This window comes from Cryptosporangium sp. NPDC051539 (assembly GCF_044454545.1).
Classification (GTDB): Bacteria; Actinomycetota; Actinomycetes; order Mycobacteriales; family Cryptosporangiaceae; genus Cryptosporangium.
This window is the reverse complement of the sequence record NZ_JBITDV010000004.1, coordinates 344,672-362,057: the sequence shown is the minus strand read 5'-3', so window position 1 is coordinate 362,057 and position 17,386 is coordinate 344,672. Positions and strand designations below refer to the sequence as shown.

Sequence of the window (17,386 nt, the reverse complement as noted above, 5' to 3'; positions counted from 1 at the left end):
GAAGAAGGACGAGCGTGCGGACAGGCCGGAGCAAATACCGGATAGCGTGGCGCGCGCTCGTCGTCGGGCTGTTCGCGCTGCTCGCGCTCGGATTCGGGGCCTCACCGGCGCAGGCGCACGCCAGCCTGGAAGGCACCGACCCGCCCGGCGGCTCGATCGCCGACTCCGCCCCGACCGTCGTCACGATGAACTTCAGCGAGCGCGTCGTGCCGGTCGACGGCCGGGTCAAGGTCATCGCCCCGGACGGCAAGGACGTCGTCGCGGGCAAGGTCACCACGGTCAACAACGGCGCGCGGGTCCGGATCCCGCTGAAGGCCGACCTCGCCGACGGCACGTACCTGGTCAGCTACCGGGTGATCTCGGCCGACGGGCACCCCGTCCAGGGCGGGTTCACGTTCAGCTCCCGGGTGCCCTCCGCGCTCGGCGCGAGCGCGACCGACGTCAACTCCGGCGCTGCCTCGGCGTCGGTCGACGGCGGCGTGCGCACCGTGCAGTCGGTCAGCCGCTTCGCCGCCTACGCGGGCGTCGCGCTGCTGGCCGGTCCGCTGGTGATCCTGCTCGGCCTGTGGCCGCGGCGGCTGGCCACCCGCGGCCCGCGCCGCCTGGCCTGGACCGGCTGGGGGTTGCTGTTCGGCGGCACGCTCGGCGTCCTGCTCCTGCAAGAGACCTATGCGGACGGGGGGACGCTGGCCGACATCTCGTTCGGCGGTGTCGGGCAGTCGCTGGACGAGACGGTGGGGCGCGCGCTGGCCGCCCGGCTCGGGCTGCTGATCGCGGCGATCCCGGTGCTGATCCGGGTGTTGCGTCCGTCGGTGGCGGAGGACGGGTCGGATCCGGGCTGGGCCGGGCCGGTGGACCGCGTGCTGGTCGGGATCCTCGGACTGGCCGTGCTGGTCACGTTCCCGTTCGCGGGGCACGCCGCACAGTCGCCCGCGCCGTTCCTGTCGGTGCCGGCGATCACGCTGCACGTCGGGGCGATGGCCGTGTGGCTCGGAGGTCTGGCCGTGCTGGCGCGGTACCTGTTGCCGCGGGCCAGGTACCGGGAGCTCGAGGTGATCCTGCCGGTGTGGTCGCGGTGGGCGTTCTGGGCCGTGGCGATGCTGGTGTTCAGCGGTGTGATCGAGACGTTCCTGGAGATCGGTGGGTTCGGGGGACTCGATCGGCTGGTCAACACGACGTACGGGCAGCTGGTGCTCACGAAGGTGATCTGGCTGGGCGCGATTCTGGTCGTGGCCGCGAACGCGAGGGCGTGGATCCGCCGCCGCTTCGGAGTGCCGGTGGCCTATGCGCTCGCCGCCGAAGACCCCGAAAACCCGCCCCCCGCGGCTGGTGCGGCCAAGGCGGCCAAGGCGGCCAAGGCGACCAACGCGGCCGGCGCGGCTAAGGCGGCCAAGGCGGCCGGTGCGACCAACGCGGCCGGTGCCGACCAGGCGCCGGCATCCGATGAGCTGGCCGCCGACTCGGCTGCCGGCGAGCAGGCCCCTGGCGGGCCGGGCCTCGACGACTCGTCGCCCGGCCTGCCCGCGAAGAAGCCTGCCAAGACCGCCGCCAAGAGCGCAGCGAAGGCGCCCGCCAAATCTGCAGCCAAGAGCGCGGCCAAGGCGCCTGCCAGGTCCGCGGCGAAGGCGCCTGCCAGGTCCGCGGCGAAGGCGCCTGCCAGGTCCGCGGCGAAGGCGCCCGCAAGGTCCGCGGCCGAGACACCCACCGAGGCCGCGGCGCCCGAGACTGCGGCGGAGGCGCCTGCTGACGCGTCGGCGCAGGTGTCCGGCGAGTCCGGGGCGAAGGTGCCGGGCGAGGTCGCGGTGCCCGCTGAGGCTCGGGCGCAGGCGCCCGCTGACGCGTCGGCGGAGGTGTCCGGCGAGTCCGTGGCAAAGGTGCCGGGCGAGGTCGCGGCCGAGACGCCCACCAAGTCCGCCGCGAAGGCGTCCGCTGAGCGGACGAAGGGAGCGGGCGAGGTCACGGTGCCCGCCGAGTCTGCGGCGCAGGCGCCCAGCAAGTCTGTCGCGAAGGCGCCTGCCGAGGCCTTGGCGCAGGCGTCCGCTGAGGCGGCGGAGGTCGCGGGCGAGGGCGCGGTTGCCGCCGAGCCTGCGGCGCAGGCGCCCGCCGACGCTTCAGCGCAGGCGTCTGCTGAGGGGGCGAAGGCGGCGGGCGAGGGGGCGGTGCCCGTTGAGGCTGCCGCGAAGGCGCCCGCTGAGGCTGCGGCGCAGGCGCCGGCCGACGCTTCAGCGCGGGCGTCCGCCGGGGGTTCGGCTCAGGCGGCGGGCCGGGGTGCCGCGAAGTCGGCCGCGGGCAAGCGTCCGCAGAAGAAGACAACGGCGGGTACCGCCGCGAAGCGTGCCGCTGCGGCCCCCGCCGAGGACCACAGCGCCGCGACCGCCACCGCGACCAAGACGGCGCCCCAGACCGCGCCCACGGCGGCGACCAAGAACGGGCCCACGGCGGCGACCAAGAACGGGCCCACGGCGGCGACCAAGAACGGGCCCACGGCGGCGACCAAGAACGGGCCCACGGCGGCGACCAAGAACGGGCCCAAGACCGCGTCGAAGACAGCCGCCAAGACCACCACCAAGGCGCGGAAGGCGGCGGAGCCGGAGACGGCGGACTTCTCGGCCTCGGGAAGGTCGGCCGACGAGGTGCGCCGGCTGCGGTCCCGGGTGGGCATCGAGGTGCTGCTCGGCGCCGTCGTGCTGGCGCTGGCCACCGCGCTCGTGCAGGTCGCACCGGCCCGCAGCGCCGGCGACGCGGCCGCGGCCGCGGCTAACCTGCCGTACAGCGCACAGCTCACGATGGGCCCGAACGTCTTGCAGGTCGACCTCTCGCCGGCTCACGTCGGCACGAACGAACTGCACCTGACGCTCTTCGACCAGAACGGCCTGCCGGTCAAGGTCGCCGAGTGGAGCGGCTCGGCCGACCTCCCGAAGGCGAACGTCTCGACCGACGTGGTCGCGCTGCCGCTCACCGAGAACCACGCGGTCGGGCAGGTGGAGCTCCCGATCGCCGGCGAGTGGAAGTTCGTGTTCACGGCCCGGACGTCGGACATCGACCAGTACAGCGTCGAGAAGGTCATCACGATCCGCTGACCGCCGGTGCGGAACGCCTCGACCCCCGCCCACGGCGGGGGTCGAGGCGTATCCGGCCTAGATCGAGTCGAGGTCGTGCAAGGCGGCGCGCAGCAGCTCGGCGGTCTCCGGATCGGTGCCCTCGCAGCGGGCCAGTGCCTCCTGCACCCGCAGGCGCGCGCGATCCAGCGCGGAACCGCGCTCGGTCGACGCGACCTCGGTCGAGTGCACCCGCTGCTGCAGGAGCTCGGTCCGCTCCAGCAGGAGCCGGTTCTTCTCCCACAGGTCGATGAAGACGCTGACCTTCGCCCGCAGCACCCACGGGTCGAACGGCTTCGCCAGGTAGTCCACGGCCCCGGTGGCGTAGCCCCGGAACGCGTGGTGGGGCTTCCGGTCGATCGCGGTGAGGAACACGATCGGGATGTGCCGCGTCCGTTCCCGGCGCTTGATGTGCTCCGCCGTCTCGAAACCGTCCATACCGGGCATCTGGACGTCGAGCAGGATCACCGCGAAGTCGTCGGTGAGCAGACGCTTCAGCGCCTCCTCGCCGGACGGTGCGGTGACCAGGTCGTGGTCGAGCCCTTGCAGGATCGCTTCCAGGACGAGCAGGTTCTCGGGGCGGTCGTCGACGAGAAGGACTTTCGCCCGCTTGCGGTCAGTGCTCACGCGTCAGGTCCGGGCGCGCCCGTGTCACGCGTGACCCAGCCGGACATCAACCGGAGCAGACGATCGAGATCGACCGGTTTGGTGATGTAGTCGCTCGCACCCGCGGCGAGACTCTTGTCCCGATCGCCCGGCATCGCCTTGGCGGTCAGGAACAGGATCGGCAGCTCGCCGAACCCGGGCATCTTCCGGATCGCCGCCGTGGTCTCGTTACCGTCCATGTCGGGCATCATGACGTCCATCAGGACGAGGTCCACTTCCGGGTGGGCCTGTAGCGTCGCGATGCCCGCCGCACCGTTGTCGGCGTAGAGCACGGTCAGCCCGTGCAGCTCCAGCGCCGACGTCAGCGCGAAGACGTTGCGGACGTCGTCGTCGACGATCAGCACGGTGCGTCCGGCCAGCACCGACGTGTCGACGGTCCGGGTCGGCTTGCCGCGCATGGATCGGCTCGGTTCGAGCGTCCGGGGTTCCGGGGTGACTTTCTCGACCGGCGTCGGCCGCGCGGCACCGGCGCCCTGCGTGATGATCGCCGCGCCGATGTCTTCGGCGTCGACGATGCTGGTCGGCCGGTTGCTCAGCGCGCCCCTGGCAGCCATCGTGGTGGAGCTCATCAGCGGACCGGAGTACGACGAGCCGGAGAACACCGTGTCGTCCTGCAGGCGCTCCAGGCCGCTGCCCGGATCGGCCGCCTCGCCGGGATACCGCTGCGGCAGGTACAGCGTGAACGTGCTGCCCCGCCCGACGTCGCTCTGGACGGTGATCGAGCCGCCGAGCACCCGCGCGATCTCCCGGGAGATCGACAGGCCGAGGCCGGTGCCGCCGTACTTGCGGCTGGTGGAGCCGTCGGCCTGCTGGAACGGGTCGAAGATCAGCTTCAGCTTGTCGGCGGCGACGCCGATGCCGGTGTCGGTCACCGCGAACGCGACGACCCGGTCGGCGGCGTTCAGCGTCGGGCTGGCGAACAGCATGTCTTCCGGGCCGACGTGGATGCTCAGCGTGACCGTGCCCGCGTCGGTGAACTTCACCGCGTTCGAGAGCAGGTTCTTCAGGATCTGCTGCAGCCGTTGCTCGTCGGTGAACAGCTGATCCGGGACGCCCGGCCCCCGATCGACCGCGAACCGCAGCCCCTTGAGCTCGGACTGGGCCCGGAATGTCTGTTCGACGTACCCGCAGACGTCGTCCAGGGTCACCCGGCTCGCGTGGACGTCCATCTTGCCCGCCTCGACCTTGGACAGGTCGAGGATGTCGTTGATCAGCGTCAGCAGGTCCCAGCCGGCGTCGTGGATCGTCCGGGCGAACTCGATCTGCCGCCCGGTGAGGTTCGACTCGGTGTTCTCGGCCAGCAGCCGCGCGAGCACGAGCAGCGAGTTCAGCGGCGTCCGGAGCTCGTGGCTCATGTTCGCCATGAACTCGGTCTTGTACTGCGACGACAGCGCGAGCTGTTCGGCTTTCTCTTCCAGACCCAGCCGCGCCATCTCGATCTCACGGTTCTTGATCTCGATGTTGCGGTTCTGCTCGGAGAGCAGCGCCGCCTTCTCCTGCAGCTCGGCGTTGGTGCGCTGCAGCTCCATCGACTGCGCCTGGAGCTCCTGGGTCAGCCGCTGCGACTGCGCCAGCAGCTCCTCCGTCCGCGCGTTCGCGATGATCGTGTTGAGGACGACGCCGAGCGTGTCGACGAGCTGCTGCAAGAAGCTCATGTGCAGGTCGGAGAAGTTCTTGAAGCTGGCCAGCTCGATGACGCCGAGCACCCGCTCCTCGAACAGCACCGGGACGATCACCAGGTCGGCGGGCGGGGCCTCGCCGAGCCCGGAGCCGATCGACAGGTAGCCGGGCGGCGTCTGCGGGACCCGGATCGAGCGCCGCTCCACCGCGGCCTGACCGACCAGCCCCTCACCGAGGCTCAGCACCGACTCGCCGCGCCGGGGCGCGTACCCGTAGGACGACGCCAGCCGCAGCCGCAGGCCTTCCCGGGTGGCTTCCAGCAGGAAGAACGCGCCCTGCTGGGCGTCGACCACCGGGGTGATCTCGCTCATGATCATCTGGCAGACCTGACGCAGGTCGCGCTGCCCCTGGAGCTGAGCACCGATGCGGGCCAGGTTGCTCTTCAGCCAGTCCTGTTCCGCGTTCTTGGTGGTCGTGTCCTTGAGGTTGTTGATCATCTGGTTCATGTTGCTTTTGAGCTCGGCGAGCTCGCCCTGCGTCTCGACCGTGATCGCCTGGGACAGATCGCCCCGGGTGACCGCCGTCGCCACGTCCGCGATCGCGCGGACCTGGGTGGTGAGGTTGCCGGCCAGGATGTTCACGCTCTGGGTGAGGTCGCGCCAGGTACCGGACACGTCCCGCACCTCGGCCTGACCGCCCAGCTTGCCGTCGGTGCCGACCTCGCGGGCGACCCGGGTGACTTCGGCGGCGAACGACGAGAGCTGGTCGACCATCGTGTTGACGGTGTTCTTGAGCTCGAGGATCTCGCCCTGGGCGTCGACCGTGATCTTCTGGCTCAGGTCGCCCTTGGCGACGGCGGTGGTGACCGAGGCGATGTTGCGGACCTGGCTGGTCAGGTTGCCGGCCATCGAGTTCACGTTGTCGGTGAGCTCGCGCCAGGTGCCCGAGACCCCGCGGACCTGGGCCTGGCCGCCGAGCTTGCCGTCGGTACCGACCTCGCGGGCCACCCGGGTGACCTCGTCGGCGAACGACGAGAGCTGATCCACCATCGTGTTGACGGTGTTCTTGAGCTCCGCGATCTCGCCCTGGGCGTCGACGGTGATCTTCTGCGTCAGGTCGCCCTTCGCCACCGCCGTGGTGACCGACGCGATGTTCCGCACCTGCCCGGTGAGGTTGCCGGCCAATTGGTTAACGTTGTCCGTGAGCTCCTGCCAGGTGCCCGAAACGCCCCGGACCTGAGCTTGACCGCCCAGTTTTCCGTCGGTGCCGACCTCGCGGGCGACGCGGGTGACCTCGTCGGCGAAGGAGGACAGCTGGTCGACCATCGTGTTGACGGTGTTCTTGAGCTCCGCGATCTCGCCGCGGGCGTCGACGGTGATCTTCTGGGTGAGGTCGCCCTTGGCGACGGCGGTGGTGACCTGGGCGATGTTGCGCACCTGGCCGGTGAGGTTGCCGGCCAGTTGGTTGACGTTGTTCGTGAGCTCCTGCCAGGTGCCCGAAACGCCCCGCACCGTGGCCTGCCCGCCGAGCTTGCCGTCGGTGCCGACCTCGCGGGCGACGCGGGTGACCTCGTCGGCGAAGGAGGACAGCTGGTCGACCATCGTGTTGACGGTGCTCTTGAGCTCCGCGATCTCGCCCTGGGCGTCGACGGTGATCTTCTGGGTCAGGTCGCCCTTGGCGACCGCGGTGGTGACCTGGGCGATGTTGCGGACCTGGCCGGTCAGGTTGCCGGCCAGCTGGTTCACGTTCTCGGTCAGCTCGGCCCAGGTGCCCGAGATCCCGCGGACGTGGGCCTGGCCGCCCAGCTTGCCCTCGGTGCCCACCTCGCGGGCCACCCGCGTGACCTCGTCGGCGAACGCGGACAGCTGGTCGACCATCGTGTTGACCGTGCTCTTCACCTCGAGGATCTCGCCCCGGGCGTCGACCGTGATCTTCTGGGTGAGGTCGCCCTTGGCGACCGCGGTGGTGACCTGGGCGATGTTGCGGACCTGGCCGGTCAGGTTGCCGGCCATCGAGTTCACGTTGTCGGTCAGCTCGCGCCACACCCCGGAGACGCCGCGGACGTGGGCCTGGCCGCCGAGCTTGCCCTCGGTGCCGACCTCGCGGGCGACCCGGGTCACCTCGTCGGCGAACGACGAGAGCTGGTCGACCATGCGGTTCACGGTGGTACCGATGCGCAGGAACTCACCCTTGAGCGGCTGATCGCCGATCTCCAGCGCCATCTGCTGGGTCAGGTCGCCGCGGGCCACCGCGTCGATGACGCGGGCCACCTCGGTCGTCGGCCGGGCCAGGTCGTCGATCAGGGAGTTGATCGCCTGCGCGCCGGTCGCCCAGTCTCCGCTGCCGATCGACTCGTCGACCCGCTCGGCCATCCGGCCGTCGCGGCCGATGACGCGGCTGACGCGTTCGAACTCGCGGTTGCGCTGCTCCATCCGGCCCGCGACCTCGTTGAAGAGCTCAGCGAGGTCTGCGTCCGGACCGTCCCGCCGGGCCAGGCGGGCGCTGAAATCACCGCGTCGAAGCAGGTCGAGCGCGTCGCTCAGCTCGGTCACGATCGCGGGACGCTCCGCGAGCATCGTCCCGGTCTGGGTACCACGCGGCGCCGGTTGGGCCGCGTCGGCGGTGCGCTTCGCCGTGTTGTCGGCTGGCGCTGACCCATTGCCTGAGGGGCGGCGGCTCGGCCGGCCCCGCTCGGCTGTCGTCATCGTGTGCCTCATCTCACCGGGTGTCCGAGGCCCCGAAGGTTCCGGCGCCGCGTGGACACCCCCATCTTTGCCTATCACGCACCGTGGGGCGTTCGATCCGTTCGGTACAGCCGTGCCGATGGTTCAGGTCCGGCACGGATGCTCGCGTCTGCGTCAGCCGGTGGACCTCCACCTCGTTCGTTTTGCCTATCACGCACCGTGGGGCGTTCGATCCGTTCGGTACAGCCGTGCCGATGGTTCAGGTCCGGCACGGATGCTCGCGTCTGCGTCAGCCGGTGGACCTCCACCTCGTTCGTTTTGCCTATCACGCACCGTGGGGCGTTCGATCCGTTCGGTACGCGGCCATCGGGGCCGCGGTACACGTCGATCGTCCCGCGCCGATGCGAATGTTCGCGTGTGAATCACAGTGTCGGACAACGACCTGATTCCTGCTGGACTCTGCAGCGGTTGGCCCCTGGAGGCTAGGGTCTGTCCGGGACATCCCGAACGTGCCGGCCACGAGGGCCGACCGGCGGGCGGTCCTCCCTCGAGTTCGGCACCGACCGAGCTGACCCGGGCGGGGGTGTAGTCGGGCGGCGCAGGACGAGCGGCGCGAGGTGAGCCGGCAGATGGGTCATCAGATGAGTTTTCCGGAGCCGTCGGGTTCCGCGCTGGTGACGCGACGGGCGCCGTTGCCCGGTGACGCGAAGTCGCCGGCGCTGGCACGCGCCCTGGCCCGAGACGTCGTGGAGGAGTGCGGTCTCGCCTCGCTCTCCGACGAGGTCGCGCTGCTGACCACCGAACTCGCGACCAACGCGGTGGTCCACGCCGGTACCGCGATGCACATCGAGGTCATCGGCGACGCCGAGTCGATCACGGTCCGGGTCACCGACGGCAGCCGGGCCGTGCTGGGCCCGTCGCTCCCGCCGCCGATGCTGGCCGAGGGCGGCCGCGGGCTGCACCTCGTCGACTCGCTCGCGTCCGAATGGGGTGTCGCCTACGGGCGGCAGGGCAAGTCGGTCTGGTTCCGCCTCGACGTGGACGACCCGGTGGTGACCCGCGCCGGGTCCGGTGCCCTGATCCCGGTGGACGAACCGCCGCGTACCGAGCCGCTCCCGGACGACGAGCCGCTGCCCGAGCCGGCCGATTCGCGCTGGGGCCTGCGCCGCGAAGGCCGCAAGGTCCGCGGACGCCGGGGCGCGTCGATCGCCGCGGGCGGGGTCGCGATCCGTCCCCAGACGCCGCCCGAGCCACCCCGCCGATCGACGCCCGGCCGCAGCACGATCGCGGTGCCGGCCGCCGAGGCCGCGAGCTGGCTCACGTACCTCACCGACCGGGTCGTGCACGAGCTCGACGCTCACGAGCTGGCCCAGGAGATCGTCTACCGGGTCTGTGAGGTCACCGGAGCGCCGTTCGGCATCCTCTGGGCCGACGAGGGCTCGGGCGTGGCCGCGATCGCCGCCGTGGGCCTCCCCGACGCCGCGATCGACTCGCCGGCCCGGCTCTGGCCCGACGACCCGCCGCGCCCGCGTAGCGCCGACCTCCTGCCGCCGACCGGCGCACTGGCCGACGCCGGGGCTGGCGTCGCGCTCTCGGTGGCGCTGCCGTCGAGCCCGCCGATCCGCGGGCGGCTCGAGCTGGGCATGCCGTCCGGCCGCCTGTTCCGGCCCGCCGACTCGGTGTTCGCGCTGCTCGCGGCGGAACGGCTGGCGGTCAGCCTGGACGCGGCCCGGCTCCGTGACACCGAGCAGACCCGCCGGGGCGACCTCGCGTTCCTGGCCGACGCCAGCGAGCTGCTCGCCTCGTCGCTGGACGTCGATCTCACGCTGGCGCTGGTGGCCCAGCTGTGCGTGCCGCGCCTGGGGGAGTGGTGCGTGATCCACACCTTGGACGACGCCGGCGACCCCGAGCTGGTGGTCTCGGTGCACAACGACGAGCGTGGCGTCCCCGAGCTGGAAGAGACGTTCCTGGCGCCGGAGGGCGCGCCGCTGCGGGAGCGCATCCGGGCCGCGACGGTCACCCACGCGGCGACGCCGCTGACCGGTCCACTGTCCGGATTGGTGCTTCCGCTCACCGCCCGGCGCGAGGTCGTCGGCACGATGTCGATCGGCGACCCCCCGGGGCGCAGGCACACGTCCGAGGAAGTGGCGATCGCGGTCGACCTGGCCCGCCGGGCCGCACTGTCGGTCGACAACGCGCGGCTGTACTCCGAGCGCGATTCGGTGGCCGAGGCGCTGCAGAGCGCGCTGCTCCCGGCCTCGCTGCCGGCCGCAGAAGGGCTGGAGTTCGCGGCGCAGTACCGGCCGGCCGGTGCGAGCAACGAGGTCGGTGGCGACTTCTACGACGTGCTGCCGCTCGGAGACGAACGGTGGCTGCTGGCGATCGGCGACGTGTGCGGCAAGGGCCCGCAGGCGGCGTCGGTCACCGGCATGGTGCGGGACGTGCTGCGGACGCTGGCCCGCGAGGGGCGCGACCTGCCGTACGCGCTGTCGGCGCTGAACCGCGCGCTGGTCGAGGAGGCCAGCCTGGCGCGGGAGAGCGGCGGCCCGTGGACCGGGCAGACCGTGTTCTGCACGGTGGCGGCGGCGGTGGCCGAGCGGTCCGAAGGCGGGCTGCTGGTGCGGCTCTGCCTGGCCGGGCACCCGCTGCCGATCAAGATGCTGGCCAACGGCGGAGCGGAGCAGGTCGGTGCCGGTGGGATGGCCGCGGGGCTGACCGACCACATCGAGGTCGAAGAGGTCTCGATCCACCTGGCGCCCGGCGACGCGCTGGTGTTCTACACCGACGGGGTCACCGAGCGCCGTCGTGGCGACGACCAATTCGGCGAGGAGCGGACGGTCGAGGTGCTCGCGCACTGCGGCGGCCTGCCTGCCGCCGACATCGCCGCCCGCCTGCGGACCGCCGCCACCGAGTTCGGAGACGGCCCCCTACGCGACGACCTCGCCATTCTGGTTTTGAGGGCGGCCCGCTGAGAACGACGCTGACAGCCGCCTTGAGGGCGGCCCGCTGAGAACGACGCTGACAGCCGCGCCCGGCGACTTGAGTATGACTAATACGCGACGTCGACGGGCGCGGATGTCAGCGCCGTTCTCAGCGGGCTCCAGGTCACTACTCGGGTTGCTACTTGGGTCGGGCCGCAGGCCACTGCGAGGGGTTAGTCGGCGGCGGACCAGACGGCGGTTAGCTGGCGGTTGGTTACTGGGCGGGGTTCTACGCTGCAGGAGATGACGGCTACGTCGTCGTAGCCCGGCGGGTCGAACTCGTTCATGAGGTTTCGGACCCACCGCACCAGCGACTTCGCGTTGTTGTGCGGGCGGTCGGCCAGAGCCGCGGCCAGGCGTCCCTCTCCGAAGCGCTGACCGTAGCGGCGGGCATCGGTGATGCCGTCGGTGTAGAACAGCAGCCCGTCGCCGGGCCCGAGCAGCGTCTCCGACGTCGGGTAGCGGCTCTCCGCGAGCCATCCGAGCATCGGCCCGGACTCGGTGAGCCGTTCGATGCTGCCGTCGGCCCGGCACACCACCGCCGGCGGGTGCCCGCCGTTGGCCAGCCGGACCTGCGCCGACCCGGTCTCGGTCAACTCGATGACGCAGAACACCGCCGTGCAGTACCGCGGGACGTCGTGCCCGCTCTGGTCGGCGGCGATCGTCTCGTTCAGCGCCGCCATCACCAGCGACGGGTCCGACGTCTGGATCGCGGCCCCTCGCAACGCGTACCGGGCCAGCGACGTCAGCGCCGCAGCGTTCACGCCCTTGCCGGAGACGTCACCGATCGAGATCGCCCAGCGACGACCGCCGAGCGGGAACACGTCGTAGAAGTCGCCGCCGACCTCCTGCAGCGGAGCCGCGTGGTAGAACGCCGACAGCTCCAGGCCGGGCACCTTCGGCATCCGCGGCGGCAACAGCGTCTGCTGGAGCGTGCGGGCCACCTCCTCGACCTGGCCCTTCGACTTCTGCACCTCCTCGCGCCGACGCCGTTCGAGCCGCACCTCGCGGATCGCCGAGAGCCGCAGCTCGAGCTCGTCCACGACGATCGCGGCCAGGTCGGCCAGCGTCGCGAGCTCCGCTTCGGTGACCGGGCGGGGCTTCATGTCGATGACGTTGACCGTGCCCAGATGGAAGCCGTCGCTGGTCACGATCGGTGCCGCGGCGTAGAAGCGGAGCCCGAACTCGCCCCGGACGAGCGGATTGTTGTACGCGATCGGGTCGAGCGACGCGTCCTCGATCGCCATCGGCCCGTCGGCGAGAATTGCAGACGCACATAGTCCCGGGTCACGGCCTATCTCGGTGACCTCGACCCCATGTGTGGCCTTGAACCAGATCCGGTCTTCGTCCACGATCGTCACCGTGGCGACGGGAACTCCGAAGATGCGCGCGGCGAGTGCCGCGATGCGGTCGAATGCCCCGTCGGGGGGCGTATCGAGGATGTCGTACCGCCGAACTGCCTTCAGCCGCTCGGCCTCGTTCGGCGGAAACAGGCTGCCGACCTGCGCAGATGCTGCGCTTTCGGCGTCGGTCATGTCGCTCTCCTCGAGGGGTATCCAGTGACGCGCGCTGAAGGGGTGGAGATGAACTTGTCCGTCATCGTCAGCAGTGCCGGAGAGGCCGACAATGTCGGTGTCCTCCGGCTCTCCGGGGAGCTTGACATTGCCACGTCGGGCACGCTGCGCCAATCCCTCGATGCGTTGCGTGAGGAGGGTCGCGAGAACGTCGTACTCGACCTGAGCGGCGTGACGTTCTGCGACTCGACCGGGCTCGGCACGGTGGCGACACACGCCCGCTGGGTGATGCAGGTCGGTGGGGCGCTGGTGGTGTGTGGGCTGCGACCCGACGTCGAGGCCGTGTTCGCGATCTCGGGCCTGTCCACGGTGCTGCCGACCGCGACCTCGCTCGATCACGCGGTCGAGCTGGCCGCGGCGGGGACCTCGCCGAACTGATCGGTCTGTTGCCGGGACGACGCAACGCGCGTCAGTACCCCTACCAAACTGGTAGGGCTTATGTGTTTTACTGAACCCATGGGTCAAGAGGTGTTGGTGAGGACGCCGGCCGGGATCCGTCTCGGCGCGGTGCTGGACGACCTGGTCGCCACCGTCGACTGGGTTTCGCTCGTCCGTTACGACATCGATCAGCGCTGGTACGGGCGCCTCGAGGTGCCCGGGCTTCCGGTCGAGGCGTGGCTGCTGAGCTGGTGGCCGGGTCAGCGCACCGGCTTGCACGACCACGGCGGCTCGTCCGGCGCGTTCGCGGTGGTTCGCGGACGCCTGCGCGAAGACACCCCGTGGGCGACGCCCGGCGCTCCCATCCAGCCCGCGCGGCTCCGCAGCCGGACGCTCGTCGCGTCCGAGCGCCGGGTCTTCGGCCGCCGTCATCTGCACGACGTCGTCAACGACGGGGTCGAGCCCGCAGTGAGCATCCACGTCTACGCCCCGCGCCTGACGACGATGTCCCGCTACCGCATGACCGACCGCGGCCCCGAACTCGCCGTGGTGGAGACCGCCGGCTCCGACTGGTAACCCGGCCCTGCCCGGCGGGCCGCCGAACCCTTGGTTCGTGGGGCGTTGACCCTTGGTCGGTCCGGCCCGGAAGAGGGACTCGCTTCACCGAAATTTGGGCAGATTGCTCCAGGCTGTCCGCGTCCGCAAGTCGTGTCCGTCATCATTCTGCGAGCGGGGCTAGCCAGATTGGGGGCTAGCACGGTTGTGGGTGAAGGGGGAGCGATGGCCGAGGCGTCCGGCGCATACCCGCTGCTGCCTGCGATGCCCCAGGGCGAGACCGGTGCCCGCCCGATTCCGCTCCCCGCGACCGAGGACGACGTCCTTGCGGCCTGGATCGAGCTGTTGATCGCCGACGGGCTCGTGCCCGGTTTGATCTTGCCCCCTCTCTAGGGGCGACCGACCCCCTGACGTTCCCCGAACCGCCCCTACGGGGGACGTTGTCCCAGGTAAACTCCGTGGACCGAGTTGGCGGGGACACACTCCGGCTCCGGGCTAGCACGGTGGGGCTAGCACGGTGGAGCTCAGTTTCCGGTGCTGGCACTGTGAGGCCTCTCGGCGTCCACGGAGTGATCGGTTGTGGACGGTGGACGGCGGTACCGGGGGGTGCTGCCGGGGGTGGGAGGGGCAGTTTTTCATGGCGGCGAGGGTCTTCGCGCCGCGCCGACGGTCCGGGTGCCGTTGGGCCCGCAACGGGTCCTCAACCCGAGCCGCCGAGCGTCGACGCGTCTGGACCGTGCGCTTCGTGGCGGGCCGGGACGCGACCCCGGCGAACCGTACCGGAACGGACGGCGGGATGAACGGCACGAGCGGTACCCGGGGTGTGATCGCGGATCGGACCGCGTCCACCGGCGGTACTGCTGCGCAGGATGCGCTCGACGCGTCCGCGGCTCGGATCGCGCTCATCTTCCGGGGTGCTTGGTCGGCGCTCACCCCGCTGATGGCCTATCCGCAGGCGTTCGCGGGGGGTGACGTCGAGGCCTGGCAGCACGTCGCAGTCGCCGGCACGGTCGTCTGGGGCGCGGCCTACGCCTGGTTCCTGCGCGGCGGTCGATTAGTGCCGTGGGTCGCGGTCGCCGACAGCCTGCTCTTCTGCGCGTACCTGGCCGCGGCGCCGTGGGTCCTGCCCGCCGGCTCGGTGGGCGATCCGACGACCTGGGTCGTCGGCGGGGCCAGCGTCGCGATCTTCGTGGCCTCGTGGGCCCTGGCTCCGGGCTGGACGGTTCTGCTCGCGGCGGCCGAGAGCGCCGCGTTCCTGGCCGGCGTGGTCGCGGCCGGTCGGCCGCTGGCCGGGCCGCACGACAACCAGGCCGCGATCTTCCTCCTCCAGGGCTTCCTGGCCGTCGCCGTGATGCGGCTGATCCGCCGCGGCGCCCGGCAGGCCGACGCCACGCTCGACCACGTCGCCAGAGCGCGGGCCGAGCTCACCGTGGAGCGCAGCCGCCTGCACAGCCGGCGCCAGTTCGAGCGGAACCTGCACGACACCGTGCTGAGCACGCTCACCGTCGTCGCCCGCGGCACGCTGGGCACCCGGCGCGAGCTGGTGCGCGCCCGCTGCACTCGCGATCTCACCCTGCTCGACCGGCTCGACGAGGCGCCGAAGACGCCGGGGCTGTTCGCCGGTATCGCCTGGGAGGCCGGGTGCCGGGCCATGTCGGTCGACACCCACCTGCCCGACGACGAGGTGAACCTCCCGCCGCACGTCGCCGACGCGCTCGCCGGGGCCGTGCGGGAGGCGCTCTCGAACGTCGAGCGGCACGCGTGCGTCGACCGCGCCGAGGTGAGCGCCACAGTGCTTCCGGACGGCGTCCGGATCGTCGTGCGCGACGAGGGCCGCGGTTTCGACCCCGGCGCCACGACTCCGCAGCAGACCGGGGTGCGCCGGTCGGTCGTCGAGCGGATGGCCGGGGTCGGCGGGACGGCCGAGATCACCTCGGCGCCCGGCGCGGGCACCGCGGTGACGCTCACCTGGCACGGCGCGCCGGCGGCGGCGGATCCCACGCCCGACGACTTCGCGGTGGCGGCCGGCTACCGCGCGGGCATGGCCTGGGCGCTGGTCGTCATCGCGCTGGTCTGGCTCCTCTACTGTGGCGCGCTGCTGCTCTCCGCGCGCGCCACCTACCAGACGTTCTGGGTCGAGGCGCTGGCCTGGGCGGTCATCGGAGCGGTCGTCGTCGCGGTCGCGGTGCACGGCCCCACGAAGCCTCTTCCGTCCGGCCTGCGCATCGGTGCGGCGGTCATGGTGCTGGCCGCCGCGGCGGCCGCGCTGTCGGCCGTGCCCGGCACCCACCAGGTCGACCTCTGGATCAACTGGGTCCCCGGCGCCGTCGGCTGGCCGCTGGCCCTGCTCGCGCTGCACCGGCCCCTCCCCGAGTACCTGGGCTGGTCCGCGGCCGGCGTCGTGCTCAGCGTCGGCGCGGTGCTGCTGGAGGTGGGTCCGGACGCCCGCGCGGTCGACCGGATCGTCACCGCGCTGCTCTGCGCACTCGTACTGCAGCTGGCCACCGTCGTCGCCTACGGGCTGGTCCGGCGCAACGGGGCGCTCGCCGAGGCCGCGGTCGGAGAAGCCGCCCAGATCCAGGTCAGCCGCGAGGCGCTGGCGGCGGTCACGCACGACCGGGCGCGCTGGCAGCGCGAGCTGGGTGCCTCGCTCCGTCCGCTGGTCCGGCTGCTGGCCCACGACCAGCTCGACCCGGCCGACCACGAGGTCCGCGCGCGCTGCGCGATCGAGGCCAGCCGGTTGCGGGCGATGCTCTCCGAGCTGACCGAGGCCGGTGAGCACTCGGTCTGGCGTCGCGACATGGTCTCGTCGTTCTCCGGAGCGGCCGCAGACCGGTCCGCGACGCTGGAAGCGCGGATCGCGCCGGACTTCGGCGAGGTGCCGGAACCGGTCCGCGCCGAGCTGGTCGCGGCCGTGCTCGCGATTCTCCGGCTGACCAGTCCCGGTGAGGCGGTCGTGACGTTGAGCGGCTGCGTCCGGGATGCGTCGGCCACCGTGCTCCTGCCGGTCTCCGCGGAGCGGACGGCGGTCAAGGACGCGATGGGTGCGCTGCTCAACCGAGTGCGCGCCGCGATACCCGGCACGGTCAGCACCGATGTCGAAGAACCAGGTTCAAGCAGTTTCTGGGTGGAGGTGAGGTGGGTTTCATGATCACAGTGGCGGCTGTCGATGATGACCCGTTGGTGCTGCAGGGGCTTCCGGGATGGCTCGCGCCGTCCGACAGCGAACTCGTGGTGATCGAGCTCGCGCAGTCGGTGGAAGAGCTGCTCGGTGGCCGCGGCCGGGACGCGGACGTCGTCCTGCTGGACGTCTGGCTGGGGGACGGGAGTCACGTCGGCGACAACGTCGCCGCGGTGATCGAAGCCGGGCCCGCGGTCGTGACGATCAGCACGCAGGACCACACCGACCTGATCGTGGAGTCGATCGAGGCCGGCGCGCTGTCCTACGTCCACAAGAGCCTGGACCCGACCGAGACCCGGGCGGCGGTGCGGGCCGCGGCGGCCCGCCACAAGTTCATGACGCCTGCCCTCGCCTTCGCGCTGCGCAGCGACCAGCGGCCGGCCAAGCCGTCGCTGAGCCTGCAGGAGACCGAGTCGCTGCGGTTGTACGCGTCGGGCCTGCGGATGACCGACGTGGCCCGCCGTCTCGGCGTCAAGCCCTCGACGGCGAAGGGGTACCTGGACCGCGTGCGGGCCAAGTACGACGACGCGGGCCGCGGTGCCCGGACCAAGCTCGATCTGCGCGAGCGCGCACTCGAAGACGGGATTCTCCGTCCCACGACCGTGCTCGGCCCCCGGCCGGTACGCCGAGTGACCGGTTGAGGACGCGA

10 protein-coding genes are annotated in these 17,386 nt (G+C 71.6%); 7 read left to right on the top strand and 3 right to left on the bottom strand.

Translation table 11 applies throughout. The features are described 5' to 3' along the window. Positions 1 to 14: 14 nt before the first annotated feature. Positions 15 to 3,080 carry a copper resistance CopC/CopD family protein gene (locus tag ACIBZJ_RS15280; protein WP_395929735.1) on the top strand — a complete coding sequence of 1,022 codons (3,066 nt, stop codon included), beginning with the start codon at positions 15 to 17 and terminating at the stop codon, positions 3,078 to 3,080. Between the two features lie 57 nt (positions 3,081 to 3,137). Here ACIBZJ_RS15280 and ACIBZJ_RS15275 read toward each other — a convergent pair whose 3' ends face one another. Together ACIBZJ_RS15275 and ACIBZJ_RS15270 are read right to left on the bottom strand one after the other, a co-directional pair. Beyond that, a complete protein-coding gene (locus ACIBZJ_RS15275) occupies positions 3,138 to 3,725 on the bottom strand; it encodes a two-component system response regulator (protein WP_142705895.1) in 588 nt (195 codons plus the stop codon). Beyond that, the gene (locus ACIBZJ_RS15270) at positions 3,722 to 7,960 is read right to left on the bottom strand and encodes a HAMP domain-containing protein (RefSeq protein ID WP_395929732.1); all 4,239 of its coding nucleotides are present in this window, start codon (positions 7,958 to 7,960) and stop codon (positions 3,722 to 3,724) included. Before ACIBZJ_RS15270 ends, ACIBZJ_RS15275 begins: the two co-directional genes overlap by 4 nt. Positions 7,961 to 8,709: 749 nt before the next feature. Here ACIBZJ_RS15270 and ACIBZJ_RS15265 point away from each other — a divergent pair. Next, entirely contained in the window at positions 8,710 to 11,040 is a 2,331-nt protein-coding gene (locus ACIBZJ_RS15265; protein ID WP_395929730.1) for a SpoIIE family protein phosphatase, read from the top strand. A gap of 182 nt (positions 11,041 to 11,222) precedes the next feature. Here the strand turns inward: ACIBZJ_RS15265 and ACIBZJ_RS15260 are convergent, their stop codons facing one another. Next, positions 11,223 to 12,584, bottom strand: a complete 1,362-nt coding sequence (locus ACIBZJ_RS15260) for a PP2C family protein-serine/threonine phosphatase (protein WP_395929728.1) — start codon at positions 12,582 to 12,584, stop codon at positions 11,223 to 11,225. 48 nt (positions 12,585 to 12,632) lie between these two features. Here ACIBZJ_RS15260 and ACIBZJ_RS15255 point away from each other — a divergent pair, with 48 nt between their 5' ends. From ACIBZJ_RS15255 to ACIBZJ_RS15235, 5 genes are all read left to right on the top strand, one after another. After that, on the top strand, positions 12,633 to 13,001 hold the full coding sequence (locus ACIBZJ_RS15255) for an STAS domain-containing protein (protein WP_395929725.1): 369 nt from the start codon (positions 12,633 to 12,635) through the stop codon (positions 12,999 to 13,001). A 78-nt stretch (positions 13,002 to 13,079) separates the two neighbouring features. Beyond that, the gene (locus tag ACIBZJ_RS15250) at positions 13,080 to 13,577 is read left to right on the top strand and encodes a cysteine dioxygenase (protein WP_395929723.1); all 498 of its coding nucleotides are present in this window, start codon (positions 13,080 to 13,082) and stop codon (positions 13,575 to 13,577) included. Between the two features lie 204 nt (positions 13,578 to 13,781). Continuing rightward, complete coding sequence (locus ACIBZJ_RS15245; protein ID WP_395929721.1) at positions 13,782 to 13,949, top strand: hypothetical protein; 168 nt, start codon at positions 13,782 to 13,784, stop codon at positions 13,947 to 13,949. 403 nt (positions 13,950 to 14,352) lie between these two features. Further along, positions 14,353 to 16,707: a sensor histidine kinase gene (locus tag ACIBZJ_RS15240; protein ID WP_395929719.1), complete on the top strand. Its 2,355-nt coding sequence runs from the start codon at positions 14,353 to 14,355 to the stop codon at positions 16,705 to 16,707. Further along, positions 16,704 to 17,378, top strand: a complete 675-nt coding sequence (locus ACIBZJ_RS15235; RefSeq protein ID WP_395929717.1) for a response regulator — start codon at positions 16,704 to 16,706, stop codon at positions 17,376 to 17,378. Before ACIBZJ_RS15240 ends, ACIBZJ_RS15235 begins: the two co-directional genes overlap by 4 nt. The last annotated feature ends 8 nt before the right edge of the window (positions 17,379 to 17,386 follow it).